The sequence below is a fragment of the Pseudomonas sp. R3-57 genome (assembly GCF_051132065.1).
Lineage (GTDB): Bacteria > Pseudomonadota > Gammaproteobacteria > Pseudomonadales > Pseudomonadaceae > Aquipseudomonas.
In genome coordinates this window covers 2,134,609-2,160,792 of the sequence record NZ_CP071655.1, presented here as the reverse complement: position 1 = coordinate 2,160,792, position 26,184 = coordinate 2,134,609, and the positions used below count along the sequence as shown (strand labels likewise).

Sequence of the window (26,184 nt, the reverse complement as noted above, 5' to 3'; positions counted from 1 at the left end):
CATGACTGACAACCTGATTGAAATTCGCGACCTGCGCGTGGCGTTCGCCGGGCAGCCCGTGGTGCACGGGGTCAACCTCGATATTCGTCGTGGCGAGTGCCTGGCGCTGGTCGGTGAATCCGGCTCGGGCAAATCGGTGACGGCGCATTCGATCCTGCGCTTGCTGCCGGGCAAGAACCTCAGCAGCAGCGGTTCGATCCGCTACAACGGCGTGGATTTGCTGCACGCCAGCGAGCAGCAGATGCGTGGCTTGCGCGGCAATCGCATCGCGATGATCTTTCAGGAGCCGATGACCTCGCTCAACCCGCTGCACACGGTGCAACGGCAGATCAGCGAAGTGCTGGAAACCCACAAAGGCCTCAAGGGCCGCGCGGCTCGCGCACGCACGCTGGAGCTGTTGGAACTGGTCGGCATTCGCCAGCCGTTGCAGCGTTTGAAGGCCTATCCGCATCAGCTCTCCGGCGGTCAGCGGCAACGGGTGATGATCGCCATGGCGCTGGCCAACGAGCCGGAGTTGTTGATCGCCGATGAGCCGACCACGGCGCTCGACGTCACCGTGCAGCAGAAGATTCTCGAACTGCTGATCGAGTTGCAGCAACGCCTCGGCATGTCGTTGCTGCTGATCAGCCATGACCTCAATCTGGTGCGACGTATCGCCCAGCGCGTCTGTGTGATGCGTCACGGCGAGATCGTTGAACAGGCCGACTGCGCAACGCTGTTCGACGCGCCGCAGCATCCTTACAGCCGTCTGCTGATCGAGGCCGAGCCGAGCGGCGCGCCGGTGCCCAGTCAATACGAGCACAACCTGCTCGAGGTTGATGATCTGAAGGTCTGGTTTCCCCTGCCCAAACCCTTGTTCAGCCGCCAGCAGGACTACATCAAAGCGGTGGACGGGGTCAGTTTTACCCTGCAACGCGGCAAGACTCTGGGGATTGTCGGCGAGTCGGGTTCGGGCAAGTCGACCCTGGGCCAGGCGATCCTGCGCCTGGTCGAATCCGAGGGCCATATCCGTTTCGGCAACAAGCAGCTGAGCCTGCTCAATCAGCGCTTGATGCGGCCGTTGCGGCGGCAGATTCAGGTGGTATTCCAGGACCCGTTCGGCAGCCTCAGCCCGCGCATGTCGGTGCAGCAGATCATTGCCGAGGGCTTGCTGACTCATGGCATCGGTACAGAAGCCGAGCGCGAAGCCGCGGTGATCCGCGTGCTTGAAGAGGTCGGCCTCGACCCGCAAAGCCGCCATCGCTATCCCCACGAATTTTCCGGCGGCCAGCGCCAACGCATCTCCATCGCTCGCGCACTGGTGCTGGAACCGGCACTGATCCTGCTCGACGAACCGACCTCGGCGCTGGATCGCACCGTGCAAAAGCAGGTGGTGGAGTTGTTGCGGCAATTGCAGATCCGGCATGGGCTGACGTATCTGTTCATCAGCCATGACCTGGCCGTGGTGCATGCGCTGGCGCATGACTTGATGGTCATCAAGGATGGCAAGGTCGTTGAGCAAGGGTCTTCGCAAGAGATATTCGCGGCGCCCCAACATCCCTACACCCAGGAACTCCTCAACGCCTCCGCCCTCAAGCCCAACACGAAACCCTGTAGGAGTGAGCCTGCTCGCGATAGCGGTATTGCAGTGATATGAGTGCTGCCTGACCCACCGCCATCGCGAGCAGGCTCACTCCTACAGGGATTGCGGTGGGTCATTGAAATTTATTTTCCAGGCACTGCATCCAATCGCCTCCGCCACGGGTAGTCCCTGTAACAGCCCACTTTTGTGCTGTCAGCGCTCTACCCTTTTCGGAGAATCATCGGATGAACATCACCCAGCTGATTGGCTTCACCGGTTTGCTCGCCGTCACCTCGACGACTTTTGCCCAGAGCAGTTATCCCGACACCATCAAAGTGCCGGACGGCCACAAGATCGCTCTGGAAACCACCGGCGTCGGCGAGATCACCTATGAATGCCGCGACAAGCCGAACATGGCCGGCCAGACCGAGTGGACCTTCGTCGGCCCGAAAGCCGTGCTCAATGACCGCAGCGGCAAGCAGGTCGGCACCTACTTCGGCCCGCCAGCCACCTGGCAGGCCAAGGACGGTTCGAAAGTCACCGGCACGCAACTGGCCGTGGCGCCTTCGAGCCCGGGCAACCTGCCGTATCAACTGGTGAAAGCCAACCCGGCTGAAGGCAAAGGCGCGATGAGCGGCGTGAGCTACATCCAGCGCGTTGCGCTCAAGGGCGGCGTGGCCCCGGCCAGCGCCTGCACGGCGGCGAACAAGGGCAAGCAGGAAGTGGTGAAATATCAGGCGGATTACATCTTCTGGGCGGCGAACTGATTTTCTTCCTGCGCCGCATACCCTGTGGGAGCGGGCTTGCCCGCGATTCCGGTGGGTCAGTGAAATCCTTTCTGCTGACACGACGTCATCGCGGGCAAGCCCGCTCCCACAAGGCTTTATGGTGTTTGCTCGAATGTCAGCTAGATTGCACACCATGCCTTTAGCCGAATCCGATTTCGATTTCGATTACCAAGACCGTCTCGCTGCCTGTGCCCGCGGCGAGCGTGCGGCCCTGCGCGATTTGTATGTGCAAGAAGGCCCGCGCCTGCTCGGCGTGGCCAAGCGGCTGGTGCGCGACACGGCACTGGCGGAGGACATCGTTCATGAAGCATTCATCAAGATCTGGAACGGCGCGGCGGGGTTTGACCCGGCGCGCGGTTCGGCGCGTGGCTGGATGTTCAGCGTGACCCGCCATCTGGCGCTGAACCTGTTGCGCGATCACGGTCGCGAAACGCCGCTCAGTGCCGAGCACGAAGTGGCGACCGAGGATGACGGCTTCGATGCCGCCGCACATTCGGCGCGCATCCACCGTTGCCTGGAACAGCTGGAGCCGCAGCGGCGCACCTGCATCCTGCATGCGTATGTCGACGGCTACAGCCACGCGCAGATTTCGGCACGCCTCGGCACGCCGCTGGGCACCGTCAAAGCGTGGCTCAAGCGCAGCCTCAATGCGTTGCGGGAGTGCATGGGATGAGCGGCGAATCGGCGCAGGAACGTGATGAACTGGCCAGCGAATATGTGCTCGGCACGCTGTCGTTCGAACAGCGGATCGAGGTGCAGCGACGCTTGCCCAACGACCCCGAGCTGCGTGCGGCAGTGGACGCCTGGGAGCGGCGCCTGCTGGAGCTGACCGATCTGGCCGAGCCGCAGCAGCCGTCGGCCCTGCTGTGGCCACGCATCGAACGCAGCCTCAATCGCCTCCCGGAAAAAGCGCCTGCAACATCGTGGTGGAATCGGCTGCCGCTGTGGCGCGGCTTGAGTGCGGCCGGTCTGGCGGCGACCTTGGTATTGGGTTCGATTCTGCTGACCCAGACCGCGCCGAAACCGAGCTATCTGGTGGTGCTGGTGGCGCCGCAGGACAAGGCACCGGGCTGGGTGATCCAGGCCAGCAACTCGCGCGAGATTCAGCTGATTCCGCTCGGCGTGGTCGAAGTGCCGGCAGACAAGGCCCTGGAGTTCTGGACCAAAGCGGACGGCTGGCAAGGGCCGGTGTCGCTGGGGCTGGTCAAACCGGGCGAGGCCTTGTCGGTGCCGCTGGATAAACTGCCGCCGCTGCAACCGAACCAGTTGTTCGAGCTGACGCTGGAGGGCGCCAATGGGTCGCCGATCGGCAAACCGACCGGGCCGATTCAGGCGATCGGCCGCGCGGTGAAGGTGCTTTAAGGCTCTGTTCTGCGGCTTGCAGCTACCATCATCGGCGTCGATGTTCACCATCACGGCAATGAAGTTCTCAGAAAAAATTCCGGGCGTAACATCAGCTCCATACCAACCAACAACACCCCGGAGCACACCATCATGAAACGCCAGACTCTTCTCAGCATCGCTTTCTCGGTTTTCGCAGTTAACGCTTTTGCCGCTACCCCGGCCCACACAATGATCGCCGCTGACGGCTCGGACAAATTGATCGAAAGCCGTCTGGCTGAAGGTGGTTCGGATCGTCTGATCGAACGCCGCGTGGCTGAAGGTGGTTCGGATCGTCTGATCGAACGTCGCGTCGCTGAAGGTGGTTCGGATCGTCTGATCGAACGCCGCGTTGCCGAAGGTGGTTCGGATCGTCTGATCGAGCGTCGTGTCGCTGAAGGTGGCTCGGATCGTCTGATCGAACGCCGCGTTGCCGAAGGTGGTTCGGATCGTCTGATCGAACGCCGCGTTGCTGAAGGTGGCTCGGATCGTCTGATCGAACGCCGCGTTGCTGAAGGTGGCTCGGATCGTCTGATCGAACGTCGTGTCGCTGAAGGCGGTGCTGATCGCATGAACGAACTGCGCAACGCTTGAATGAATGGCGGCACGCGCAACACCGCAGAAAAACCCGGCTCCCTCAGCCGGGTTTTTTACGTCTACCGTTTTTACCCGGCCTTGGCCATGCAGCGTTTGTAGCGCTCGTCCACACGCTTGGCGAACCACGCGGTGGTGAGTTTGCGGGTGATCTTCGGACTTTGCAGGACGATGCCCGGCAACACCGCCCGCGGCAATGGCTTGCCTTCAGCCTGCTCGGCCAGTTCAAAGACCCGCTTGTAGAGTTTGCTCTCTTCGAATTCTAGGGTTTTGCCCTTCTCCAGCTGATCGCGAATGCTCGGGTTGCGCATGCCCAGCGATTTGCCGAGGGTACGCACCGCCAGTTCCGTGCCGCCGGGCATGATCGAGTCATAGCGGATCAGGTCGCCATCGAGCGCCAGCGGGATGCCCGAAGCACGGCTCACGGCATTCTGGAACGCAGCGTTGCGGCTGGCGTACCAACCGGCATTGAAATCGGCGAAGCGGTACAACGGCTCGCGGTAACTGACCGGATAACCGAGCAAATGCGCGATACCGAAATACATGCCACCGCGCCGGCTGAACACTTCGCGGCGAATCGTGCCGTCCACCGGGTACGGATAATCCTTGGCGTGCTGTTCGGCAAATTCGATGCTGACCTGCATCGGTCCGCCGGTGTGCACCGGGTTAAAGCCGCCGAACAAGGTGCGGCCCATCGGCACCATGCCGATGAAATCATCGAAAATCGCACTCAGCTCTTTCTCGCTGCGCGCCGCATTCAGGCGTTCGCTGTAACTCTTGCCGTTGGGCGAGCGCACTTGCAGGGCACCGCTGACCAGCAGGCTGGGGATGTGCACTTTGGCGGCGCGGCGGTCGATTTCGTCACGGGCGATCTTGCCCAGGCCAGGGACTTTCGGGTCAGCCTGAAAGGTCGATTCCTGCTCGGCCACGGCCAGCACCGAACACAGATTTTGCGTGGTCGGGCTGATGTCCTGCGCGGCGAAAGCCGCATAGATGTCGGTGGCCCAGCCTTGCCGGTCGGGGATCTTCGCCGGCAGCAGCCGGACGATTTCGGCTTTCACCTCGGCGGGTGGGCGTGGCAGCGGTTCGCTGCCGCGCTGGCTGGCGCAACCGGCCAATGCCAGCAAAGCCGCGAGAGTGATGAGTAAGCGAGGGGTGTGCATGTTGCGTTATCCAGTCCGTTGAGGCGCCCCCACCATACACAATCGCTGGCAAACCGTGGGCCGTGACACAAAGAACACCCTGAACCCTGTGGGAGCTGGCTTGCCAGCGATAGCGGTAGATCAGCCAGCATGATTTTGCCTGTGCCGACGCCATCGCTGGCAAGCCAGCTCCCACAGGTTATGGGGTGTTGTTCAGATCCCCGCCAACGCCAGATCCATCGCAAAGTAGGTGAAGATCAGATCCGCACCCGCGCGCTTGATCGCGCCGAGGCTTTCGCGCACCACGCGATCCTCATCGATCGCGCCGGCCTGGGCGCCGAACTTGATCATCGCATACTCGCCACTGACCTGATACGCCGCCAGCGGCAGGTTCGACGCCTGACGAATGTCGCGGATGATGTCGAGGTAGGCGCCGGCCGGTTTGACCATCAGCGCGTCGGCGCCTTCCTGCTCGTCGAGCAGCGATTCGCGCAGGGCTTCGCGGCGGTTCATCGGGTTCATCTGATAGCTTTTGCGGTCGCCCTTGAGCGCGCTGCCACCGGCCTCGCGGAACGGGCCATACAGCGCCGAAGCGAATTTGGTCGAATAAGCCACGATCGGAATCTGGGTGAATCCGGCCGCGTCCAGCGCCTGACGAATCGCCCGCACCTGGCCGTCCATCGCGGCCGACGGCGCGATCACATCGGCACCGGCACGCGCCGCCGCCACGGCTTGTTTGCCGAGGTTGATCAGGGTCTGGTCGTTGTCGACTTCGTGGTTGTGCATCACGCCGCAGTGGCCGTGATCGGTGTACTCGCAAAAGCAGGTGTCGGACATCACGATCATTTCCGGCACGGCGTCCTTGGCGATGCGCGACATGCGCGACACGAGGCCGTCTTCACGCCAGGTGTCGCTGCCGTTGCTGTCCAGATGATGCGAGACGCCGAAAGTCATCACCGACTTGATCCCGGCGCGCGCGTAGCGCTCGATTTCGCTGGCCAGCTTGCGCTCGGGAATGCGCTGCACACCGGGCATGCTGGTGATCGGCACGAAGTCGTCGATGTCTTCTTCGACGAAGATCGGCAGGACCAGATCGTTCAGGCTGAACTCGGTTTCCTGGAACAGACTGCGCAGGCTCGCATTGCGGCGCAGACGGCGGGGACGTGCTTCGGGGAACTGACTGGACATGGGGCCTTTCCTGAAAACGGCGGATGAGACGAAAGTCGTAGGGGCGAAGCTTATGCCTTGCGGGGGTTGGGGTACAAACCTGGATCAATCAAGAGAGCGTTTCCGGGTTCGCAACAATCTCCAGAACACCACAAATCCCTTGTAGGAGTGAGCCTGCTCGCGATAGCGGTATATCAGCCACACATTTTTTGACTGACACACCGCTATCGCGAGCAGGCTCACTCCTACAGAGGAATGCGGTGAGTCAGGAAGGAATGCTGAGGCCGCGAACGACCGCAGGCCTTGCGAGAAACAGCTCCAGCACTCGCGTGACATTGGGGAAATTCTGAATGCCCACCAGATCTCCCGCTTCATAAAAGCCGATCAGGTTACGCACCCACGGGAACGTGGCGATATCGGCAATGGTGTAACGCTCGCCCATGATCCAGTCACGTCCTTCCAGGCGCGTATTCAACACGTTGAGCAGACGCTTGCTTTCATCAACGTAACGGTCGCGCGGACGCTTGTCTTCGTAATCCTTGCCGGCAAATTTGTTGAAGAAACCGAGCTGGCCGAACATCGGGCCGATGCCGCCCATCTGGAACATCAGCCACTGGATCGTCTCGTAACGCAGCGCGCCTTCCTGGGCCAGCAACTGGCCGCTTTTGTCAGCCAGATAGATCAGGATGGCGCCGGACTCGAACAGCGGCAGCGGCTGGTCTTGCGGGCCATGCGGATCGAGGATCGCCGGAATCTTGTTGTTCGGGTTCAGCGACAGGAACTCTGGCGAGGTCTGGTCATTGGTGTCGAACCCGACGCGGTGCGGCTCGTACGGCAGGCCGATTTCTTCGAGCATGATCGAGACTTTCACGCCGTTGGGCGTCGGCAGGGAATAGAGCTGAATCCAGTCAGGGTACTGCGCCGGCCATTTCTGGGTGATCGGGAACGCGGACAGATCGGTCATGGGAAGCATCCAGTCACAAATTAGAAGCCGATCATAAAACAGGCCCGCCGCAGCGCCTACACGAACCGTAACATCCTGTCGCTAACCTGCGCTCAAGCTCGCATAGTTTGTCGTTAAAGTGCCGCACGGCGGGCCGAATCGAACCAAACGACCCGGGACGACTCTGAGCTATGCCTTTTTGCAGAGGAAGCTGTTCACGACATGGAAAACACCCGGCGCCGGCAGCCCGTGGTGTAACGGTTTGTCAGCCCTAACTGAATTTGCTGAAGACTTTTTATTTCATGACGAACCTGATGAGTTTCGCCAAACGTTTCAAACACCGTGCCTATGTATTCCTGCCTTCCCTGCTGGCCGTGACTGCGTTGGCGTTGTCGCTGGAGTCCAGCGAGAGCCGCGCACAGCCGGCCGACGGCACGCAGACGCTGGTGTTTCTGCGCCATGCCGAAAAACCCGAAGGCGGCTTGGGTCAGCTCAACTGCCAGGGCCTGAACCGTGCCATCGACCTGTCGACGCTGCTGCCGGAAAAATTCGGCAAGGCCGACTACGTGTTTGCTGCCAATCCGACGCGCAACGTCGAGGAAGGCGAACTGGACAATTCCTACAGCTACATTCGTCCGTTGATGACCATCAGCCCCGCTGCGATCAAGCTCGGCCTGCCGGTGAACATCGAGTTCTCGGCCAATGACACCAGCGATCTGGCCCGCGAACTGCTGGACGAGAAGTACCACAACTCGACGATCTACACCGCCTGGTCACACGGCTATCTGCCAGAGCTGATCAACAAGGTTGCGGGCAACGCGGTCGGCAAGAAACAGAACATCACCGAGGACTGGGCGGGCAATGATTTCGACTCGCTGTATGTGCTGACCCTGACCTGGCACAACGGCAAGGCCAGCCTGCAGAGCCACAGTTACAAGCAGGGGCTGGATCATGGCGAGCAGAGCTGCCCGACCTGAGTTCTTGCATTGGCCTTGCTGGCCCCATCGCCAGCAGGCTGGCTCCCACAGGTTTTGTGTGCGCCACATCCCTTGTGGGAGCTAGCCTGCTAGCGATGAGGCCAGCCAAAGCAACCTCAACCTTTCTGTCTCACCCGCCCCCGCAAATACTCAATCACCGCCCCCCGCTCCCCGGCAAACTCGATCCGCCCACCCTTCTTCTCGCGCTGGAACACATACATCGGGTCGTAATACTCACGCAGCAAGCCTTCGATCCAGCCGCGATGCAGGTCCACCGCGCCGCTGCGGGCCTGCTCGGCCAGTGCGTCTTCCATCAACAGCAACAGACGTCGATGGCGCTCGCCACCCAGACGTTTCTGTACGTTGTTCAGGCTCTCTATCAGGCGTTCGGAAAACAGCGTGAAACCCTCCTCGCCATGGACCGCTGAAAACTCCGCCGCCAGATCGGTTACGTAATCACGCAGGATCCGCTCGACGCGATCCTCGAAGCGGTCCTCCAGCCAGACCATCGGGTATTGCTGCATGCTCTGATACAGCGACAGCGGCAAGGCGCAACTGCCAACTACCCGGCTCTCATCCTCGAGCACGAACTGCTCGATACCGGCATCGCGTTTTTTCAGAATGTCGATGGCCAGGCGGTTTTCGAAATCGATGTTCGACGGCTGCCCGGTCGCGCGTTTGCCGAAGCTCGAACCGCGATGATTGGCGTGCCCTTCCAGATCCAGACCATTGCGCAGCTGCACCAGCACTTCGGTCTTGCCGGTGCCGGTCATGCCGCCGAGCAAAACGAAATCGCACTGGGCGATGGCTTGTTCAAGGGTATCGATGAGAAAACTGCGCATCGCCTTGTAGCCGCCACCGACGCGCGGATAGTCGATGCCGGCCTCGTCGCGCAGCCATTGCTGGGTGATCTGCGAGCGCAGGCCGCCACGAAAACAATAGAGATAACCATCAGGATGGGCCCGGGCGAAATCGGCCCAAGCCTGGATGCGCTCGGCCTTCACCGCGCCGGACACCAGTTGATGACCCAGTTCGATAGCCGCCTGCTGGCCGTGCTGTTTGTAGCAGGTGCCGATTTTTTGCCGCTCGGCGTCGTTCATCAGCGGCAGGTTGACCACGCCGGGGAACGCACCCTTGTGAAACTCGACCGGCGCGCGGGCGTCCAGCAGCGGCCGGTCGTTGAGGAAGATGTCGCGGTAATCGGTGCAGTCGCGGAGCATCAAATCACCTCGACTGCGTTCGTCTGTCGCTCGACCAGTTCGCCGATTGGCGCTAGGTTCAGGCCCAGTTCGGCGGCAACCGCGAGGAATTCCTCGTTGCCCTCCGGCGTCACGGCGATCAGCAGACCACCACTGGTTTGCGGGTCGCACAACACGCGTTTGTGCAACTCCTGGACGCGGCCGACCTGTTTTGCGTAGCTGTCGAAATTGCGCAACGTGCCGCCGGGCACGCAGCCCTGATCGAGGTAATACTCGACGCTGTCCAGACGCGGCACGCGGTCATAGGCGATGCGCGCGGTGAGCTGGCTGCCGTCAGCCATTTCCACCAGATGCCCGAGCAGACCAAAACCGGTGACATCGGTCATCGCCGTAACGCCGGCGAGTTTGCCGAAACGGCTGCCGGGCTTGTTCAGGGTGCACATCCAGTCACGGGCTAAACCGACGTCGGCGGCGCGCAGCTTGCCCTTCTTTTCGGCGGTGGTGAGGATGCCGATGCCCAGCGGCTTGGTCAGGTACAACAGGCAACCGGCGGTGGCGGTGTCGTTGCGCTTCATGTGGCGCTTTTCCACCAGACCGGTCACCGCGAGGCCGAAAATCGGCTCCGGCGCATCGATCGAATGCCCGCCGGCCAGCGGAATGCCCGCCGCGTCGCACACCGAGCGGCCACCGCGAATCACTTCCCGCGCCACTTCCGGCGCCAGCACATTGACCGGCCAGCCGAGGATCGCGATCGCCATCAGCGGATCACCGCCCATCGCGTAGATATCGCTGATCGCATTGGTCGCGGCGATGCGGCCGAAGTCGAACGGATCATCGACGATCGGCATGAAAAAGTCCGTGGTCGATACCACACCGCGCTCGGCATCGATCTCGTACACCGCCGCGTCATCGCGCGATGCGTTGCCGACCCACAGTTTGGGGTCGAGGTTCTGTGCGCCACTGCCGGCCAGAATCACTTCCAGCACCTGCGGAGAAATCTTGCAGCCGCAACCGGCGCCGTGGCTGTATTGGGTCAGACGAATCGGCTCGCTCATGGGAGGGTCTCTGGCAATGAATGGGGCGGATTCTAGCAGAGCGCGAACCCGCAGATTTTTGCGCTGTCCGAGCGGCCCCTTCGCGAGCAGGCTCGCTCCCACATTTGTACTGCGATCGCCTGTCGGCACCGCCCCGTCAGTCCCTGCAAACCTCAGCAAAAATCTGCGTAATCGGCCGATGCGGCTGGCGCTTGTGCATCTGCCGCACCTGTTTACTCAGTCGCAACAGTTCTTCGCTGGGCTTGGCCCATTGCTCTTTCGCCAGCGGCTCGGACCATTCGCGCATAACTTCGGGCAACGCCTGTTTGCCGATTCTTTCGAGTCGGCGCACTTCCCATTCGACCAGGCGATTGGGGATCGTCCATAAGGTCATGACGTGATACAGGTACCAAAAGAACCCCGAAAGCCGCGAGCGGCGGCCTTCACGGATCTGCTGGTGCATCCGCGCGCGGGCATTGCGGAAAGTATGCAGGCCTTCGTGGGGCGGGTCGTCCGGGCCTTGCAGGTCTTGCAGGTCCTGGATCGATTTGAGGTCGTTGACTTCGTACTCCATGTAACCGCGAATCGCCTCCCAGTGGCTGATCGCGAGCTCCAGGCCGGCGCATTGGAATTCCTGGCTTATGAGAGTTTCACCTTGGTAGAAACCGATACCCATGCCGTATTGGCGATGGATGCCGAACTGGGTGGCGCCTTTGGCTTCGATGATCCACGCGGACAGCGATTCCCACGGGACGAAGACTGGTTCAGTGGCGCCTTCGGGCATGAAGCAGACTTCGCGGCGTTGGCGGTTGAAGCGGGTCGGGATGAGGGAGAGGCGTTTTTTGTGAGCGTGGTGCCAGACGCCCAGGCCGATGAGCAAGATCAAGGGGCCGCAAATTAATTCATTTTCCAATGCCACTTCGAATACACCAACCATTGATTCCCAAATTTCCTCGTTTCCATAGCCAAATAGAATCCCTAGTAAGCCAGTGAACAAAGGAGATAAAACGAGAACCATAAAGGTGCCTGTGGTCGTCACGCCGAGGATTAGCTGCCACGGGAAGACCTCTAGTGAGCCGAGACCAAAGTCCATGTACCCGTCATTGAGCGATCCGATGTGAGGTCCGTAAGGCGGTATCGATGAAGGTAATGGCAACGGTGCGAGATAGGTAATTTTCCCGCTTGGAAACGGCTCCACATCGCCCGCTCTTCTAATCACCTCACATTGCGCAGTAGCAAGAGGCTCATCGTGATTATTCAGCATGGTCAGCCCATTCGAGATATTGAGTTTCAACCAGCAGAACCGGAGGGTTTTCTTGACCGAGGCGGGAGCTACGACTGAGAAATGGCGGTCACCCCAAGGCTCTCCAACCTTGACCAACATCATCCGAAACATCCGCATCCAACGCGGTCCCCTGTGGGAGCGAGCCTGCTCGCGAATACGCTCAAACAGCCAAAAAGCTTCCCACTCACTGATCACAAAACTGCTCTGCATCAGTCTGCAGCTCGCCTGCAAACCTCAGCAAAAATCTGCGTAATCGGTCGATGCGGCTGGCGCTTATGCATACGCCGCACTTGTTCACTCAGTCGCAACAGCTCTTCACTGGGCTTGGCCCATTGCTCTTTCGGCAGCGGCTCGGACCATTCGCGCATAACTTCGGGCAGCGCCTGCTTGCCGACTCTTTCGAGTCGGCGCACTTCCCATTCGACCAGGCGATTGGGGATCGTCCATAAGGTCATGACGTGATACAGGTACCAGAAGAAACCCGACAACCGCGAGCGCCGGCCTTCGCGGATCTGCTGATGCATTCGCGCGCGGGCATTGCGGAAGGTGTGCAGGCCTTCGTGGGGCGGGTCGTCCGGGCCTTGCAAATCCTGCAAGTTCTGGATGGATTTGAGGTCGTTGACCTCGTATTCCATGTAGCCGCGGATCGCCTCCCAGTGGCTGATCGCAAGCTCCAGGCCAGCGCACTGAAATTCGAGGCTGGTGAGGGTTTCGCCGTGATGAAAACCGATGCCCATGCCGTATTGGCGATGGATGCCGAACTGGGTGGCGCCTTTGGCTTCGATGATCCACGCGGACAGCGATTCCCAAGGGACGAAGACTGGTTCAGTGGCGCCCTCGGGCATGAAGCAGACTTCGCGGCGTTGGCGGTTGAAGCGGGTTGGGATGAGGGAGAGGCGTTTTTTGTGGACGTGGTGCCAGACGCCCAGGCCGATGAGGAGCGTAAAAGGCCCCGTCAATAGAATGTTCTCGCGAGCCTCTTCGAAGATGGCAAGCATTGACTCCCATATGGCTTCTTGACCATAGCCGAAAATAATCCCTAAAAAGCCAGTAATAATCGGAAATAAAAAAAGCACCGAGAACGACGTAGCAAATGGCCCTCCCAGAGTCATTTGCCACATGAAAACTTCCGGCTGGCCTAATCCGAAGTCCATGTAAACATCATTGAGTTCACCGATATGCGGGCCATAAGGTGGCATCGGTGTTGGCAATGGCAACGGTGCGAGATAGGTAATTTTCCCGCTTGGGAACGGCTCCACATCCCCCGCTCTTCTAATCACCTCACATTGCGCAGTACCAAGAGGCTCATCGTGATTATTTAGCATGGTCAGCCCGTTCGAGGTATTGAGTTTCTACCAGCAGCACCGGAGGGTTTTCCTTGACCGAGCCGGGAACAACAACGGCAAAATGGCCGGTATCCCGAGGATCGATATGTATGACACGGGTTCGGGATGCCCACTCGCCATTGCCATTAACAGCTTGAATACATACGGCAAGTTCGAGCGTTTCCTTTGCAGGCACGTACTCAGAGTCGGGACGGACGGGGTATTGAAGGCAAAGTACCAAACCATCTGGCGATGACTTCACGATTCGCAGACTGCTCAATATCTCTTCACTTATGACCTCCCTGCGCACTTGCGGCACACCGCGACCATGCAGCGGTAGAACAAGTCGATGGGCGCCGATTCCCAAGCGATGGGTCGGTTTACCGTTCAACGGCGGCATAAGATCATTTAGCGCCAGCCTCGGCAAAACCAAATGAATATCGCTGGGCTTGGCGCCAAATAGTAAGGTCTTCAGCCAAGTGTCACTGGGATCAGGTCCTGATTGGGCATAAGGAGCGTGTATTAAAAAAGCGAGATAACTTTGATAGTCATCCAGGGAGTGGTCACCGCGCATCTCTTCATCATGGCTCCAAGGCGTGATTTTCAACCACTTATCGTGGGCAGAGAGGTTGTAACGATTGAACAGCCAAGTACCGACGAACTCCAGCACGGTGAACAACGCGCCGGCTAAATTAAAGCGAAAGAATACTAAAGAAAGACGTGTACCAGCGGCAGCCCAGGCGACTGTCCTTGCCGCATTGTTTTGGGCATTAATTATTTTATAGCCAGCAAACAGCGTTTCACTTAAACCGTATGTGTTGGCGGACGCCATGCCGCCAGCGCCCAGCGTCGCAAGTGCAGCCCCGGTTTGCGCCGAGTGATCTCCGCTACGAACAGCTTCCTGCCAATTGCGTCTGTGATTGTTAAAACTGTTAACAGATGACAGTAGACCGAAGGTGTAAGTGAATCCCCCCAACCCCACATGCAACTTCCCCACTTGCACACGAACCTGTTGCAACGCTTCAAGCTGCAAACTCCCGACAAGACTCGTGCTGCGAGCCCTTAACGCTGTATCTGCAAGCCCCTGTGCAGCGGTAAATCCGGCTGCGCCTGTCGCGGCCAGAGCCGCAAAAAATTCCGCTCGTTTCTTCCCATCCCTCGTCTGCTTCATCACCTCCCGATAAGCTCCCAGCAAATTCACCACCTGCACCAACACCACCAACAACCCCATCCCTTCCGTCCGCACCAGACTTGCCTTCGAAACCCCAGCCACACCAGCGCGAATATTCTCCAGCAACCCACGCAATTCCCGCTGCTGCGGCGGCGGAAACACCACCGTCACGCCCGCTTTCGCCGGCGTGGCGCCGTAAAGCCGCGCCGAGCGATCCGGCAGTTCATCAATCGGGCTCAACGCCGCCGCTAACCGACCTTCGAACAACGTCAGCTGCGTGCGCACGCGGACGACTTCTTCCTGCAATTCCACTGCCCGGGCGGTTTTGTGGCCCTGGCGGTTTTTGTTGTGGGTGAGCTGGTTGCGCTCGCGGTTGAGGGTTTTCAGGTACTCGCGTTCGCGCAGCGTTTCCTTGATTGTGGCTTGCAGCGCGGTTTGTTCCGCCGGGGTGGACACGGTGAAGGTCACGCCGGTTGTGCGGGCCGCATCGAACAGGCGCAGGCGCAGCGCTTTGGGCAGGCGCTGGAACAGTTCGTCCAGTTCGGGAATTTTCTCGCCGGTCAGGTCGAAACCTTCCAGCGCACGGCTTAGGCCGAGGTTCAGGGCCGGGCTGTAGGTGTCCTGCACCGCTTCGGCAAGAACACGGCTGTGCGCGGGCAGGTCGTCGAGCGCCGGCAGGTGCGGTTGTTCGATTTTCTGCAGTTTGCTCAGCCAGTCCGGCAGGTTGTTGAACATCGCCATGCCGGCGTTGAACAGCGTTGAATATTGCCCGGCGTGCTCGGTCTGCAGGCGCAGCGCCAAGGTGTAGAACAGCGGGCGGGTCAGTTGTGGATGGTGCTCAAGGTAACCGAGCATCTGTTCATTGGCCGCGTCGCTGCGGCCGATGTCCTTGAGGCAGGCGTATTCGCTGGCGAAGGCCTGATCGATCTGCACCGGCAATTGCGCATCGAAATACCATGCCGAGCGATGGAAACGCCCGGCGCTCAGCAGCTGCGCGCGGTCGGCGGTGATGCGTTCGAGCAGGCGATTCCAGCGGCCTAAGTTGTCGCGATGGCGGGTCAGCACCTCGTCCATGGCCGGGCGGTCGATCAGGTCGTTGATGCCGCGTTTGCCACTCAGGAGCGGGCCGTCGAGCACGTCGTTCATCCGCCGGTTCTGGTCCTTGCCGAGGTCGACCAGCGTGCTCAGGTGCCGTTCGACAAAGTCCTGGGGGGCGACTTCAAGAAAGTATTCGCGGGTGTAAAAACGCCGGTCCGCTTCGGCGGTAACGCGACCGTGCGCGCTGAAATCCGGGGCAACGCCGTCGAAGCGGTTCAGCGCCAGCGACTGGTCCAGCGCCTTTTCGCGCTGTTGCTGCAGTTCAGGTCGAGCCTGAGTATCCGCCGGGACAAGCTCACCACCCTTGTTCAGATATTCCAGCAGCGCTTGCCGAATATTTTCCCGGTCCGGTTCGGGCAACTGCTCAAGTTCAGCAAACAATGCCTGAGCGCGCGGATCCTCACTGGCCTTGGCCAACGTGTCGAAATCCTGGGCACCGAGCTGACTCAGCGACTCAATGTAACTGGCCAGCAGGTAATCCCGCTCGTTGTTGTCGGTGTTGCTCCACTGCTCAATCCAGCCGACAACCGTGTCCTGATAATCAGCCAGATCACGCATCACCCCGAGGTCGTCGTTGACCAGCAGAAACAGCGTGTCGTCCTGATACGGCCCGCGGACCCGGCCGAGGAATTCGCCGATGTGCGCCTCGCGAAAACGCCGCGGGTTCTCCCACAGATACGGCTCGCGCTCGTGCTCCGGGGCGTCGCTGACCTGCACCGGCGGCATGCGCGTGGCGTCCGCCTCGGCAACCGGTTCGGCGACGCTGGCCACTTCCGCCAGCCACTGTTTGGTCTGGGCCACGGTGAGCAAATGCTCGCCACCGGTCTGACAATGCACCGGCCCCAGGTCGACCGCCTGCATGAAATGCTCGCGCTCCTCGCGACTGTCCAGAACCTGTCGACATTTGGCCGCGCTCAACGGCACGTCGGCGAAGGTGACGTACAACGTACTCTTGCGCGCAAAGATCAACGCCGGCCGCTCTTCGATGGCGGCGCGCTGATCTTCGGTAACGGTTTTGCCCTGATGCAGCAACGCCGTAACGATGCCGTCCAGCACGCGGTATTCGTAAAGCTCGCCGCTGAGGCTGTCGATGATGTACAGCCAGCCATCGCGCAATCGCCGAATGCCCAGCGGGTGCGCGGTCAGGGCATAGGGCAGGTTCAATTCGGCGACGGGGTCGTGCGGCCGCTCCACCAGACCGTAAGCCAGCGGCAGCAACTGCACATGGGTTTGCCGCAGCGGGCAGAAATCCAGCGAGCCGAAGGGTTTTTTCGAGGCAGCGGCGGCGGCGAGAATCGCAGGATGAGTCATGGTTTATTCCTTTGGCTGGCCCACCGCTCCGCCAGATCAACGGCCAGCGCGACGCGCTCGCCGGGTGGTTGCAGCGAGGGGCTGTGGAGCAACTGTTGAATGTGCGGGTGTTGCTCGATAGCACTGCCGTCGAGCAGCGCCGTCAGGTTGGCGTAGTTGAACAACTCGGCCTGACAGCTCAGATGCAGCGCGCTGGCCCGGGCTTCGATGTCTTCGAGCATCGGCCACCGCAGGCTCAGGGTTTCCCCTCTGTGAAAATCGCGAAAGTACCTCAACAGGTGCGCATCGAGATCGAGCAACATGCGCCGCCGGTCGACCTGATCCAGTGCCGCGCTCTGCTCTGCGCTGAGGCGATAAGGCGGGCACAGCGGCGGGCATTCCGCTTGGCGGGGCCGGTGGACGTGCCAAACCGCAGGCACCCGGTCGGCCGTGACCACACAGGTCAACGGCCCGAACAGTGAGGGCTGCGCGCTGGCAAACAAGGCCTGCACCACTGCCGCATCCGCCAGACGCAACAGCGCCGCCGCGCCGGTCGGCAGTTCCACCGTGAGCAGTTTTCGCCAGTGCTCGGCGACGACATGGGCCGGCGCACCACTGAACATCAACACGCCGCATTCGTCCTCGGCATGTTGCAGATGGAAGTTGAGCAAAGCCGCGTCGGACGGTGCGAGCGCGACCAGCAATGGCGACACCTCGCGCAACGCCGAAAACGGCGGCTGGTCGTACAGGGCAAGGGGGCTGACCGCCGGGCTGATCTGCTGCAGACGCTGCGGCAGACCGCTGAGCACCGCACCGTCGAGCAGTAGAAAGGCCTGCTCGACGGTCCATGGCAAACCGTCCGGCAATGCACGCAAATCGCTCATGCCTGGCTCGCCTCGCAGATCAGGCAACGCGAGGTACGCGTTGAGACCAAAGCATGCCGTTGCTGCAGCGCATCGAAGGCCACCTTCAACACCGGCAGCGCGCCGGGCACCAACGGCTCCGCCAACAGCGCTACCGCCGGCGCCCCGCCCTGGACAACGGGCACGCTACTGAAAATGCCTTCCGGCCCCAGCGTCAGCCACTGCCCGCCGGCCTGAAGCACGAGGCGGTTGCCGCCATCGATCACCACTTGCAGGCCGGCACCGAGGTGGATCTGCTGCGCGGCGCTGAGACGCTGACTGGCGACCCGCACATGTTGGTCGCCTTGCACCCACAAATGATCGTCCTGCTTGAGTTCGGTCAGGCGGTTGCCGTGGGTCAGATGGTGTTCATCGCTGCGCAACTCATGGCTGCAGATGCCGCCGACCACCATCGTGTGCTGATGGTCAATCTGCACGCGCTGATCGTTGAGCACGTGCTGGAGGTAATCGCGCTGGGCGCGCACGGCAATTTCCTCGGCGCCTTTTTTGTCGTCGATGCGCAGTTCGTTGTAGCCACCGCCGCCGGGGCTGCTCTGGCTGCGAATAATGCTGCGTGTGTGTTGCGCCGGCAGATCCAGCGGCACCGGTGTCAGCGCATTGGGCAGGCAGCCGAGCACATACGGCTGGTCCGGGTCACCTTCGGTAAAACCCACCAGCACTTCCATGCCGACCCGCGGAATCTGCACGCTGCCGTAGCGCTCGTGAGCCCAAGCGGTGGCGACCCGCAGCCAGCAACTGGACTGCTCATCGAACTGGCCCTCGCGGTCCCACAACATCTGCACTTTCACCCGTCCATAGGCATCGCAGTAGATCTCCTCACCCGGAGGGCCGGTGACCCGTGCCGGCTGACTGCCGCTGACGCGCCGCTTGGGATGCTCGAGTGCAGGGCGAAAGACCACGTCCCACGGCGTTGCGACAAAGTGGTTGCGATAACCCTGGGACATGTCATCGGTATCGGGCAGCGTGGTCGACGTTTCCTCGAGTACCTGGGGCTGTTTGCCGAGGTGGTCGATCTGCCTCAGCAGCCACAGATCATTCCAGTCGTCGCGCGGGTGACTTGTTATTTCGATAAGGTGCCCGCTGCGCATCGATGCCTGATAGCTGCGTCCTTTGCCCAGGCGATAGTCCGCGCCATGCCGCTCGAGGGTGCGCTGGCTCAGGTGTTTGCCGCGATCGCGGTCGGTGAATGAGCCGGCAAACGCATAATCCTCAAGCGGCGGGACCCGGGCTTCGCTGGCTTTGGCTTCAAGCAGCACATGAGGCCTTTGGAAGAAATACTCGCGCCGTACCACCTCGCTGGGGCGGGTTTCCTGACGCACACTGAACTGGTCGATGACCGATGCCGCAGCGACCAGACCGCTGCCTTGTACATAAGCAGTCGGCGTGTCGGCGTTGAAAAATGCCGTCTGATCGTCACCGAAAACCAGCAGATGCGCGTGGCGGTCGTGGCGGAAATGAAAATGCAGGCCATCTTCTTCGCACAGGCGCTGAATGAAGTGCAGGTCCGATTCCTGGTATTGCACGCAATACACGCGTGGCGGGTATTCGGCGCTGAGCTGAAAACGCCAGGCATCAGCCTGCATGCCGTGTTCGCCGAGCACGCTGGCGATGATCTGCGGCACGCTGCGGTTCTGAAAGATGCGCTGGTTATGGCGATGGGCGAGATAGGCCAGATGCGGGACCAGCGTCATCTGATATCGACTCAGCCGCGAGCCGCTGTCGCTCTGGCCGACCCGATAAACCAGCCCGTGCATGCCGCCGCCGTTGGTATCGAAACGAAGAAACGCCTGCCGATGCAGCAAGGCTTCCAGGTCGAGTTCCGGATATTCGCTGACCAGTTCCAGATTGATTTCATAGGTCCGATTGAGCGCCTCCGTGGCGCGGAATTCGAACACCTGAAAGTCGTGGGAAACGCCCTCGATTTCGAGCGTGAAAACCACCGTTTTGCCGCCGCTGAGCATGCACCTGTCCCTGTGTCTGGTTTGAACACAGGACTGTGCAAGGTCACCGGGCTAGCGGTGAAGTCAGACGATTCCATGTTTAACGTAGGACGCGGGCAAACCGGAAATGACCGACAGCCTTTCGCTGTAGTTCTGACGGAAAAGTCTTAATTCAGTGCCGATAATCAGCTTCCCCAGGCAAAATTATGCGCGCAAAACCGTACCTGACCGCCCTCTCAGAAATCACACTGAAACCTCCGCAAATTCAGGCTATTGAAAAAACTGGTACGTCTTGTGCAAACGTTTGCTTGTCACTATTACCAGCGTTTTCCTGACAAACCGGAATAGCCCACGGAATCGCGGGCCCTGATCGAAAAAAGGACTTTGAATGCACCTCGCCTCGTCTCAACGCGCACCGTTGTTGCGCACTTGTGCTGTTTCCCTGCTACTGACCGGCGTTACCGGATTTCTCAGCCACAGCGCCTATGCACAACCGGCGCCCGCCGAAGAATCCGCTCAGGGCGAGAGCCTCAGCCCCGAGGCCAGCCCGCCAAAAAAAGGTGCGTACCTGTCGGACTGGTACAACCAGGACCTGACCCTGATCGGCAGCAAGGACATCAGCTTCGGCCCGCAACCGGCCGATGACATTTATCTGGAATACGAGTATTTCGGCCGCAAAGGCCCGTTCGAACTCTACGGTTACATCGACGTGCCGAAGATCTTCAACATCGGCAACAGCCACGACAAAGGCGTGTGGGATCACGGTTCGCCGGTGTTCATGGAGCACGAACCGCGGATCTCCATCGACTACCTCGCCGGCCGTAGTCTGGCCATCGGTCCGTTCAAGGAATGGTATGTGGCGTTCGACTGGATCTACGACCACGGCAGCCGCAAGGAAAACCGCGCCAACACGCTTTACAGCGGTTTCGGCACCGACATCGATACGCACTCGCGGGTCAATCTGTCGGCCAACCTGTACGGTCGCTATCAGTGGGAAAACTACGGCGCGAGCAATGAGTATTCGTGGGACGGCTACCGCGCGCAGCTCAAATACATCGTCCCCATCGACAAATTCAGCAACGGCGCATCACTGACCTACATTGGCTTCACCAACTTCGATTTCGGCTCGGACCTGCACAAGGACGACCCGGCGCGCACCGCCAACGCGACAGTGGCGACCAACGTCTTGCTCTACTCGTTCACGCATGTGCGCTTCACCCTCGTAGGCCGCTATTTCCACAACGGCGGCAACTGGGATGACGGCAGCGAGCTGAATTTCGGCGACGGTAATTTCCGCGCACGTTCCGACGGCTGGGGTTACTACGCCGGCATCGGTTATCAGTTCTGACTCAAGGAGTTTTGCATGCAAGCCATGAAACGTTTGACCCTGGCCGGTGCGGCCCTGCTCTCTTCCACTGCATGGGCGAGCGAGGCACCGATTCAACCGAAAGTCGTGCTGATCACCATGTTCGCCCCCGAGGCGCAGCACTGGATCGACCGGCTCGAGCTGAAACAGGAAATCCGCGTGCCGGGGCTGTCCGCCGAATACCCAAGCATCCGTTGCAACGCCCAGCAGGTGTGCCTGCTGACCACCGGCATGGGCCAGACCAACGCCGCCGCGTCGACCCTGGCACTGGCCTTGTCGCCGAAATTCGACCTGCGCAAAAGTTACTTCCTGATCGCCGGCATTGCCGGCATCAGCCCCAAACACGGCACCCTCGGCACTGCCGCATGGGCGCATTATCTGGTCGAGTTCGGCACGCAGTGGGAGCTGGATTCGCGCGATGCGCCGGCGAGCTGGCCGACCGGTTATCTGGGCATCAACACCCAAGGGCCGGACGAAAAACCGCCGCTGGATTACAAGACTGAAGTCTTCGAACTCAACCCGACATTGCAAGCCAAGGCCTTCGCGCTGAGCCACAAGGTGGTTCTTAGCGAGAGCAAGGAATCGGCGGCGTGGCGGCAGAAATACCCTTCCGCTCCGGCTAACCAGCCACCGGTGGTGACGCGCTGCGATACGCTGGCCGGCAACACCTGGTTTTCCGGCACGCGCCTGAGCGAACGCGCCGAGGTCTGGACCCAATTGCTAACCGACAACAAGGGCGAATACTGCACCACGCAACAGGAAGACAACTCCACGTATGAAGCGCTGCTACGCGCCAGCCGCGAAGGCCTGGTCGACGTGCAGCGCCTCGCCGTGGTGCGCGCCGGCTCCGACTTCGACCGCCCGCAACCCGGCGGCAGCGAAGTCGACAACCTGCTCAAATACGCCGACCAGGGTGGGTTTGTGCCGGCGCTGGAAAACCTCTACCGGGCCGGTAACCCGCTGGTGCAGGACATCCTGAAAAACTGGTCGGCGTGGGAGAACGGCGTCCCGCAGTCCTGAGCCCCGCCACAAATCAACTGTAGGAGTGAGCCTGCTCGCGATAGCGGTGTGTCAGTCACATATTCGTTTACTGATACACCGCTATCGCGAGCAGGCTCACTCCTACAAGGGTTTTGTGGTGAATCAGGGAATCAGGGAATCAGGGAATCAGGGAATCAGGATGATCTTGTCCCCGCCACCCTCGTTCACCTCAACATAACGCTGTACCCCTTCAGCCAGCGGCACCTCGACCAACCCCTGCGGCAACGGCAGCAGATCCTCATCGAAAAACCGCCCAAACTGCTCAAGCATCGCCGCGCACGCTGCAACGCCATACAACAGCGAGTTGATCCCCACCACCGATCCGCCCTTGCGGTACAACGCCAGTGCTGGCAGCTGTACGTGGCCGTCGACTGGCGCGGCGATGATTGCGATGCGCCCGAACGTGGCCAATGCTGCCACCGAGGCCGGCAGCCAGAAACCGGTGGTGTCGAAAATCACATCGGCGCCGCCGCGATACACCGCGTTGACCTGCGCACCGAGGTCTTCGGGTTTTTCCAGCTGAATCGTCTGATACCCCTGAGCCTGCAAGTCGACCACTTGCTCGGGACGCCGCGCGGCAGCGAGCAACTGTGCGCCGCGCACTTTCGCCAGCGCCAACGCCGCTGTCGCCACCGCCCCGCCGCCGATCACCAGCAAACGTGTGTCGGCGCGCACCAGACTGCGCTCCAGCGCATCCCACGCCGTGGTGTACGGCACGCCGAGGCTGGCCGCTTGAGCGAAGCTCAGGTGCGATGGCTTGTGTGCGACGCCGCTGGCCGGCAGTCTGACGAATTGCGCATGGGAGCCATCGGCGAAGAAGCCCAGTTCACGACCAGTGCCCCAGACTTGCTGGCCGATCAACGCTTGCGGGCCTTCGACCACCACCCCGGCAAAATCCCGCCCGGGAATCCGCGGCAGCGTGGTGTAAGGAAAACGGCCGAGGACGTTTTTCACATCGCTGGGGTTGAGGCCGGCAGCCTTGATCTGCACCAGCACTTCATCAGGGCCCGGCATAGGTGACGGCACTTCGGCGTAACGCAGGGAAGACAGGTCGCCGGTTTTATCGAATTGCAGCGCTTTCATGGAACGATCCACCCAAAGAGAAGAGAAATTCAAGACAGCCAACCGGCAACCAATTGCCGGCCCATCGGCCACAACTGTTCACCGGCGAGCATGCCGAGCAGGCCCACCAGCGCAATGGCCGGCGGGGCGGGAGAACGGAAATCGAGCGCGCCATAAAGCAGGCCGACGCCCAGGCCGATGGCCAGAGAAATTAGGTAGTTCATGAAAGGAACTCCGCCGCGATAAATGATGGGCCGAGTCTAGGGAAACGGGTGGAGCGGTATCGGCCAAGGACTTCTGAATTTCGGACAAAAACCCCAATTCACAAAGAACCTTGTGGGAGCTGGCTTGCCAGCGATAGCGGTGGGTCAGTCAACATATCCGTTGAATGCCGTGCCGCCATCGCTGGCAAGCCAGCTCCCACAGGGATCTCACAAATCAGACGTTTTTCCTACACAGCAAACTGCGAAGGCGCCACCCCGAGCTCACGCCGGAACATGTCGCTGAAACTGCTCGGCGAATAACCCAGCTCCCGCGCGATGGCACTCACCGCCACGCCCTGAATCAACTCCGCCACCGCCGTCGCCAGTTGCACCTGCCGCCGCCATTCGGCGAAGCCCATGCCGAGGCTTTCCTTGAACAGCCGCGCGAGGGTGCGCACGCTGGCCCCGGCATTCTCCGCATGCTGCTCGAACGGCAGCGCCAGCGACGGCGCCGCCATCACCGCCTGGCACACGTTCATCAGCCGCCGGTCGGAATCGTCCGGCAGCGGAACCTTCAATGAAGAGCGCCGCGCACGCTTGAGCTCGAGCAAGGCCAGACTGACCAGCGCCTCGTAGTACTCCGGGTCGCCGCTGTCACCCTGCGCCACCAGGCCGACAATCAGCTCACGCAGCAAACCGCCGACCTCGATCACCTGCACCGTCGCATCCAGCGTCGCCGCCAGCGCCGGGCGCAGATAGATATTGCGCATCTGCAAGTCCGATACCACGCGAATGGCGTGCGGCACCCCCGGCGGCAACCACACGGCCCGCTGCGGCGGCACGACCAGCGCTTCGTGCGGCGTCTCGACCCACATCACCCCGCTCATCGCATACAGCAACTGCCCCCAGACATGCTCATGGGGCTCGATGAACAGCCCACGCGGATAGGTGCGCGCCAGCGGTTGCACCGGCACATCGGGGTCACTCAGATCGGGGGGCGCAGCAAGGGCCATGGCCAGCATTCATTGGGGTTGGCGAAGGCGCCATGGTAACCAGCGCGCCCGACGCTCGCCAATCATCGCTACCGTCGGACAATCCGACTGAATTTTCGCGACGCCCTGCGATCCGTTAATTACCACAGGGAGGAATACCGGCTTTATGAACAACGCAAAACTTTTTGTTATCGACTACACCCTTCACGGTACGCCCAAGTCGTTCATTATCCGCTCGGACAAAATGGACAATGCCGAAGCCTGGCACTGGGCGAGCTGCGACGCCGGCGTCGGCCGAATCCCGCGCTTTGGCCGTGAAAAGGTACAAAAGACCAGCAAACCGATGGCGGAAAAATTCGGCCTGGAAAACGTCACCTGGCGCCAGACGCATTAACCACCCAGCCGCTTGCGGACGAAGGAGAAGCACTGATGGACATCCTTTACCACCCGGCGCGGCTGGACTACGGCCTGACCACGTTCTTCGGCCAGATCAGCAAAACCGTGGATTGTGAGGTTGGGCTCGAAACGGTTGCGGACGATCCTTACCGCTTCACCTTATGCGTCAAGGCGCCGGTGCCGGAGGATCTGGACCAGGCGAAAATCGTCGTGGTGAAAGTGGATGGGCGCACGCTTCAGGGCAGTGTTCGGGAGACGGAGCGGATGGAAGACGCGGGGTTGAAATTGCAGGTAGAGCCAGATTAGCCAAAAGCCCCTCATCGGAACGCCGCCCGCCTAGCCCTCTCCCGGAGGGAGAGGGAACCGACCGAGGTGGATGCGAATGGTACGCTGACCTGAAATACCGAGTCGTACGCAGTTTTCGAAAAGCCCACAAATCGGCTCCCTCTCCAGGGGGAGAGGGCTGGGGTGAGGGGCGAATCCACCACCAATCCCACGCCAACCATCCGCTTCTCACCACTCAACAATGAGCGCCAGCTCGAGTGCTTTTGATCTTGATCTTGCCTAACCAGCGACATCGGAAGGCTGAGTGCAGGGATTGATCCGGGCGTGGGAGCGCAGCGACCGTCTGGCGCAGCCAGACACAGCGGAAGTAGGTGCAGCGCAGCAAACCGTAGCCGCTGCGCCCGGATCGATCCCGGAGCGAAGGGACCCGAGCTTGCGAGGGCCGAACGCAGGAGCAAGCCTTTTGGTTCCTTTTTGGCGTCTGAAAAAGGGACTCGCCGTAAGGGCGAAACCGCCAGCCGCATCACCCGAAGCAACGGATATACCCCCCATCTCAGCAACCCAAAAAATCAATCCAGGCGCGAAGAACTCCGATACATAAACACCAGCGCCAATGCCAGACACCCCATCGCCAAAACCCGACTCGACGAAAGTTCGATCGCCGGATTGCCCAACCAGCCGAAATTATCGATCAACATCCCCATTCCCAGCTGCCCGACAATCACCGCCACCGTCGCCACCGCCGTGCCCACCACCGGCACCGCACCGACCATCACCATCATGTACACCACACCAAAAAGGGCCCCGGTCAATTGCCACTTCGGCACGTCGAGCAAACTCACCGTCTGCACCGGCTCAAAAAAGAAAATCAACAACCCGGTCACCACAGCGCCGACTGCAAAGGTCAGCAGACTGCTGCGCAATACGCCAACCGACTCACCCAAGCGCCCGTTGATCGCCGCTTGCACGCTCAACACCGCGCCGGCCAACACCACCACTGCCAACAAAATCACCAGACCCAT

At 60.7% G+C, this 26,184-nt stretch carries 24 protein-coding genes; 10 read left to right on the top strand and 14 right to left on the bottom strand.

Annotated features, from left to right (window positions below):
* Nucleotide 1 precedes the first annotated feature (1 nt).
* The 5 genes from J3P93_RS09865 to J3P93_RS09845 all read left to right on the top strand — a co-directional run bounded on the left by J3P93_RS09865 (nt 2) and on the right by J3P93_RS09845 (nt 4,323).
* On the top strand, nt 2–1,636 hold the full coding sequence (locus tag J3P93_RS09865; protein ID WP_434596962.1) for an ABC transporter ATP-binding protein: 1,635 nt from the start codon (nt 2–4) through the stop codon (nt 1,634–1,636).
* A gap of 170 nt (nt 1,637–1,806) precedes the next feature.
* Nucleotides 1,807–2,328: a DUF3455 domain-containing protein gene (locus J3P93_RS09860; RefSeq protein WP_434596960.1), complete on the top strand. Its 522-nt coding sequence runs from the start codon at nt 1,807–1,809 to the stop codon at nt 2,326–2,328.
* A 154-nt stretch (nt 2,329–2,482) separates the two neighbouring features.
* Entirely contained in the window at nt 2,483–3,022 is a 540-nt protein-coding gene (locus tag J3P93_RS09855; protein WP_434596958.1) for a sigma-70 family RNA polymerase sigma factor, read from the top strand.
* Complete coding sequence (locus J3P93_RS09850) at nt 3,019–3,711, top strand: anti-sigma factor (protein ID WP_434596956.1); 693 nt, start codon at nt 3,019–3,021, stop codon at nt 3,709–3,711. Before J3P93_RS09855 ends, J3P93_RS09850 begins: the two co-directional genes overlap by 4 nt.
* A gap of 132 nt (nt 3,712–3,843) precedes the next feature.
* Nucleotides 3,844–4,323: a phage infection protein gene (locus J3P93_RS09845; protein ID WP_434596954.1), complete on the top strand. Its 480-nt coding sequence runs from the start codon at nt 3,844–3,846 to the stop codon at nt 4,321–4,323.
* Nucleotides 4,324–4,394: 71 nt separating this feature from the next.
* Here the strand turns inward: J3P93_RS09845 and J3P93_RS09840 are convergent, their stop codons facing one another.
* The 3 genes from J3P93_RS09840 to J3P93_RS09830 form a co-directional block, all read right to left on the bottom strand.
* The gene (locus J3P93_RS09840; protein ID WP_434596952.1) at nt 4,395–5,486 is read right to left on the bottom strand and encodes a DUF1615 domain-containing protein; all 1,092 of its coding nucleotides are present in this window, start codon (nt 5,484–5,486) and stop codon (nt 4,395–4,397) included.
* Nucleotides 5,487–5,678: 192 nt separating this feature from the next.
* Nucleotides 5,679–6,653 carry a porphobilinogen synthase gene (hemB, locus tag J3P93_RS09835; protein WP_434596950.1) on the bottom strand — a complete coding sequence of 325 codons (975 nt, stop codon included), beginning with the start codon at nt 6,651–6,653 and terminating at the stop codon, nt 5,679–5,681.
* A gap of 244 nt (nt 6,654–6,897) precedes the next feature.
* Nucleotides 6,898–7,596, bottom strand: coding sequence for a glutathione binding-like protein (locus tag J3P93_RS09830; RefSeq protein WP_434596947.1), 699 nt, complete (start codon nt 7,594–7,596; stop codon nt 6,898–6,900).
* Between the two features lie 281 nt (nt 7,597–7,877).
* On the opposite strand from J3P93_RS09830, the gene J3P93_RS09825 reads away from it, so the two are divergent.
* Nucleotides 7,878–8,552, top strand: a complete 675-nt coding sequence (locus J3P93_RS09825) for a histidine phosphatase family protein (RefSeq protein WP_434596945.1) — start codon at nt 7,878–7,880, stop codon at nt 8,550–8,552.
* Between the two features lie 116 nt (nt 8,553–8,668).
* Here J3P93_RS09825 and mnmH read toward each other — a convergent pair whose 3' ends face one another.
* From mnmH to tssI, 7 genes are all read right to left on the bottom strand, one after another.
* Nucleotides 8,669–9,772, bottom strand: coding sequence for a tRNA 2-selenouridine(34) synthase MnmH (mnmH, locus tag J3P93_RS09820; RefSeq protein WP_434596942.1), 1,104 nt, complete (start codon nt 9,770–9,772; stop codon nt 8,669–8,671).
* On the bottom strand, nt 9,772–10,806 hold the full coding sequence (gene selD / locus J3P93_RS09815; protein WP_434596940.1) for a selenide, water dikinase SelD: 1,035 nt from the start codon (nt 10,804–10,806) through the stop codon (nt 9,772–9,774). The genes mnmH and selD overlap by 1 nt, the downstream gene beginning before the upstream one ends.
* Before the next feature lie 136 nt (nt 10,807–10,942).
* A complete protein-coding gene (locus tag J3P93_RS09810) occupies nt 10,943–12,280 on the bottom strand; it encodes a hypothetical protein (protein WP_434596938.1) in 1,338 nt (445 codons plus the stop codon).
* Nucleotides 12,280–13,395, bottom strand: a complete 1,116-nt coding sequence (locus tag J3P93_RS09805) for a hypothetical protein (RefSeq protein ID WP_434596936.1) — start codon at nt 13,393–13,395, stop codon at nt 12,280–12,282. Before J3P93_RS09805 ends, J3P93_RS09810 begins: the two co-directional genes overlap by 1 nt.
* Nucleotides 13,385–16,975, bottom strand: a complete 3,591-nt coding sequence (locus J3P93_RS09800) for a toxin VasX (protein ID WP_434596935.1) — start codon at nt 16,973–16,975, stop codon at nt 13,385–13,387. The genes J3P93_RS09805 and J3P93_RS09800 overlap by 11 nt, the downstream gene beginning before the upstream one ends.
* On the bottom strand, nt 16,972–17,838 hold the full coding sequence (locus J3P93_RS09795) for a DUF4123 domain-containing protein (protein WP_434596934.1): 867 nt from the start codon (nt 17,836–17,838) through the stop codon (nt 16,972–16,974). The genes J3P93_RS09800 and J3P93_RS09795 overlap by 4 nt, the downstream gene beginning before the upstream one ends.
* The gene (gene tssI, locus J3P93_RS09790) at nt 17,835–19,838 is read right to left on the bottom strand and encodes a type VI secretion system tip protein TssI/VgrG (RefSeq protein ID WP_434596932.1); all 2,004 of its coding nucleotides are present in this window, start codon (nt 19,836–19,838) and stop codon (nt 17,835–17,837) included. The genes J3P93_RS09795 and tssI overlap by 4 nt, the downstream gene beginning before the upstream one ends.
* 367 nt (nt 19,839–20,205) lie before the next feature.
* On the opposite strand from tssI, the gene J3P93_RS09785 reads away from it, so the two are divergent.
* Both J3P93_RS09785 and J3P93_RS09780 read left to right on the top strand, forming a co-directional pair.
* Nucleotides 20,206–21,165: a nucleoside-specific channel-forming protein Tsx gene (locus tag J3P93_RS09785; protein WP_434596931.1), complete on the top strand. Its 960-nt coding sequence runs from the start codon at nt 20,206–20,208 to the stop codon at nt 21,163–21,165.
* A gap of 15 nt (nt 21,166–21,180) precedes the next feature.
* Entirely contained in the window at nt 21,181–22,203 is a 1,023-nt protein-coding gene (locus J3P93_RS09780) for a purine-nucleoside phosphorylase (protein WP_434596929.1), read from the top strand.
* Between the two features lie 147 nt (nt 22,204–22,350).
* Here J3P93_RS09780 and J3P93_RS09775 read toward each other — a convergent pair whose 3' ends face one another.
* The 3 genes from J3P93_RS09775 to J3P93_RS09765 form a co-directional block, all read right to left on the bottom strand.
* The gene (locus J3P93_RS09775; protein WP_434596927.1) at nt 22,351–23,307 is read right to left on the bottom strand and encodes a quinone oxidoreductase family protein; all 957 of its coding nucleotides are present in this window, start codon (nt 23,305–23,307) and stop codon (nt 22,351–22,353) included.
* Nucleotides 23,308–23,336: 29 nt separating this feature from the next.
* On the bottom strand, nt 23,337–23,510 hold the full coding sequence (locus J3P93_RS09770) for a DUF1427 family protein (RefSeq protein WP_007969534.1): 174 nt from the start codon (nt 23,508–23,510) through the stop codon (nt 23,337–23,339).
* A gap of 227 nt (nt 23,511–23,737) precedes the next feature.
* Nucleotides 23,738–24,511: an AraC family transcriptional regulator gene (locus J3P93_RS09765; RefSeq protein ID WP_434596924.1), complete on the bottom strand. Its 774-nt coding sequence runs from the start codon at nt 24,509–24,511 to the stop codon at nt 23,738–23,740.
* A 136-nt stretch (nt 24,512–24,647) separates the two neighbouring features.
* On the opposite strand from J3P93_RS09765, the gene J3P93_RS09760 reads away from it, so the two are divergent.
* Nucleotides 24,648–24,875, top strand: a complete 228-nt coding sequence (locus J3P93_RS09760; protein ID WP_090284584.1) for a DUF6555 family protein — start codon at nt 24,648–24,650, stop codon at nt 24,873–24,875.
* Between the two features lie 35 nt (nt 24,876–24,910).
* A complete protein-coding gene (locus J3P93_RS09755; RefSeq protein ID WP_203418729.1) occupies nt 24,911–25,183 on the top strand; it encodes a hypothetical protein in 273 nt (90 codons plus the stop codon).
* 548 nt (nt 25,184–25,731) lie between these two features.
* Here the strand turns inward: J3P93_RS09755 and J3P93_RS09750 are convergent.
* Nucleotides 25,732–26,184, bottom strand: a complete 453-nt coding sequence (locus J3P93_RS09750; RefSeq protein WP_434596921.1) for a DMT family transporter — start codon at nt 26,182–26,184, stop codon at nt 25,732–25,734.

What these genes read in the sequence shown, in the direction of transcription:
- J3P93_RS09865 (WP_434596962.1), top strand. Translation starts at nt 2, where the DNA reads ATGACTGACAACCTGATTGAAATTCGCGACCTGCGCGTGGCGTTCGCC.
- J3P93_RS09860 (WP_434596960.1), top strand. Translation starts at nt 1,807, where the DNA reads ATGAACATCACCCAGCTGATTGGCTTCACCGGTTTGCTCGCCGTCACC.
- J3P93_RS09855 (WP_434596958.1), top strand. Translation starts at nt 2,483, where the DNA reads ATGCCTTTAGCCGAATCCGATTTCGATTTCGATTACCAAGACCGTCTC.
- J3P93_RS09850 (WP_434596956.1), top strand. Translation starts at nt 3,019, where the DNA reads ATGAGCGGCGAATCGGCGCAGGAACGTGATGAACTGGCCAGCGAATAT.
- J3P93_RS09845 (WP_434596954.1), top strand. Translation starts at nt 3,844, where the DNA reads ATGAAACGCCAGACTCTTCTCAGCATCGCTTTCTCGGTTTTCGCAGTT.
- J3P93_RS09840 (WP_434596952.1), bottom strand. Translation starts at nt 5,486, where the DNA reads ATGCACACCCCTCGCTTACTCATCACTCTCGCGGCTTTGCTGGCATTG.
- hemB (WP_434596950.1), bottom strand. Translation starts at nt 6,653, where the DNA reads ATGTCCAGTCAGTTCCCCGAAGCACGTCCCCGCCGTCTGCGCCGCAAT.
- J3P93_RS09830 (WP_434596947.1), bottom strand. Translation starts at nt 7,596, where the DNA reads ATGACCGATCTGTCCGCGTTCCCGATCACCCAGAAATGGCCGGCGCAG.
- J3P93_RS09825 (WP_434596945.1), top strand. Translation starts at nt 7,878, where the DNA reads ATGACGAACCTGATGAGTTTCGCCAAACGTTTCAAACACCGTGCCTAT.
- mnmH (WP_434596942.1), bottom strand. Translation starts at nt 9,772, where the DNA reads ATGCTCCGCGACTGCACCGATTACCGCGACATCTTCCTCAACGACCGG.
- selD (WP_434596940.1), bottom strand. Translation starts at nt 10,806, where the DNA reads ATGAGCGAGCCGATTCGTCTGACCCAATACAGCCACGGCGCCGGTTGC.
- J3P93_RS09810 (WP_434596938.1), bottom strand. Translation starts at nt 12,280, where the DNA reads ATGCAGAGCAGTTTTGTGATCAGTGAGTGGGAAGCTTTTTGGCTGTTT.
- J3P93_RS09805 (WP_434596936.1), bottom strand. Translation starts at nt 13,395, where the DNA reads ATGCTAAATAATCACGATGAGCCTCTTGGTACTGCGCAATGTGAGGTG.
- J3P93_RS09800 (WP_434596935.1), bottom strand. Translation starts at nt 16,975, where the DNA reads ATGACTCATCCTGCGATTCTCGCCGCCGCCGCTGCCTCGAAAAAACCC.
- J3P93_RS09795 (WP_434596934.1), bottom strand. Translation starts at nt 17,838, where the DNA reads ATGAGCGATTTGCGTGCATTGCCGGACGGTTTGCCATGGACCGTCGAG.
- tssI (WP_434596932.1), bottom strand. Translation starts at nt 19,838, where the DNA reads ATGCTCAGCGGCGGCAAAACGGTGGTTTTCACGCTCGAAATCGAGGGC.
- J3P93_RS09785 (WP_434596931.1), top strand. Translation starts at nt 20,206, where the DNA reads ATGCACCTCGCCTCGTCTCAACGCGCACCGTTGTTGCGCACTTGTGCT.
- J3P93_RS09780 (WP_434596929.1), top strand. Translation starts at nt 21,181, where the DNA reads ATGCAAGCCATGAAACGTTTGACCCTGGCCGGTGCGGCCCTGCTCTCT.
- J3P93_RS09775 (WP_434596927.1), bottom strand. Translation starts at nt 23,307, where the DNA reads ATGAAAGCGCTGCAATTCGATAAAACCGGCGACCTGTCTTCCCTGCGT.
- J3P93_RS09770 (WP_007969534.1), bottom strand. Translation starts at nt 23,510, where the DNA reads ATGAACTACCTAATTTCTCTGGCCATCGGCCTGGGCGTCGGCCTGCTT.
- J3P93_RS09765 (WP_434596924.1), bottom strand. Translation starts at nt 24,511, where the DNA reads ATGCTGGCCATGGCCCTTGCTGCGCCCCCCGATCTGAGTGACCCCGAT.
- J3P93_RS09760 (WP_090284584.1), top strand. Translation starts at nt 24,648, where the DNA reads ATGAACAACGCAAAACTTTTTGTTATCGACTACACCCTTCACGGTACG.
- J3P93_RS09755 (WP_203418729.1), top strand. Translation starts at nt 24,911, where the DNA reads ATGGACATCCTTTACCACCCGGCGCGGCTGGACTACGGCCTGACCACG.
- J3P93_RS09750 (WP_434596921.1), bottom strand. Translation starts at nt 26,184, where the DNA reads ATGGGTCTGGTGATTTTGTTGGCAGTGGTGGTGTTGGCCGGCGCGGTG.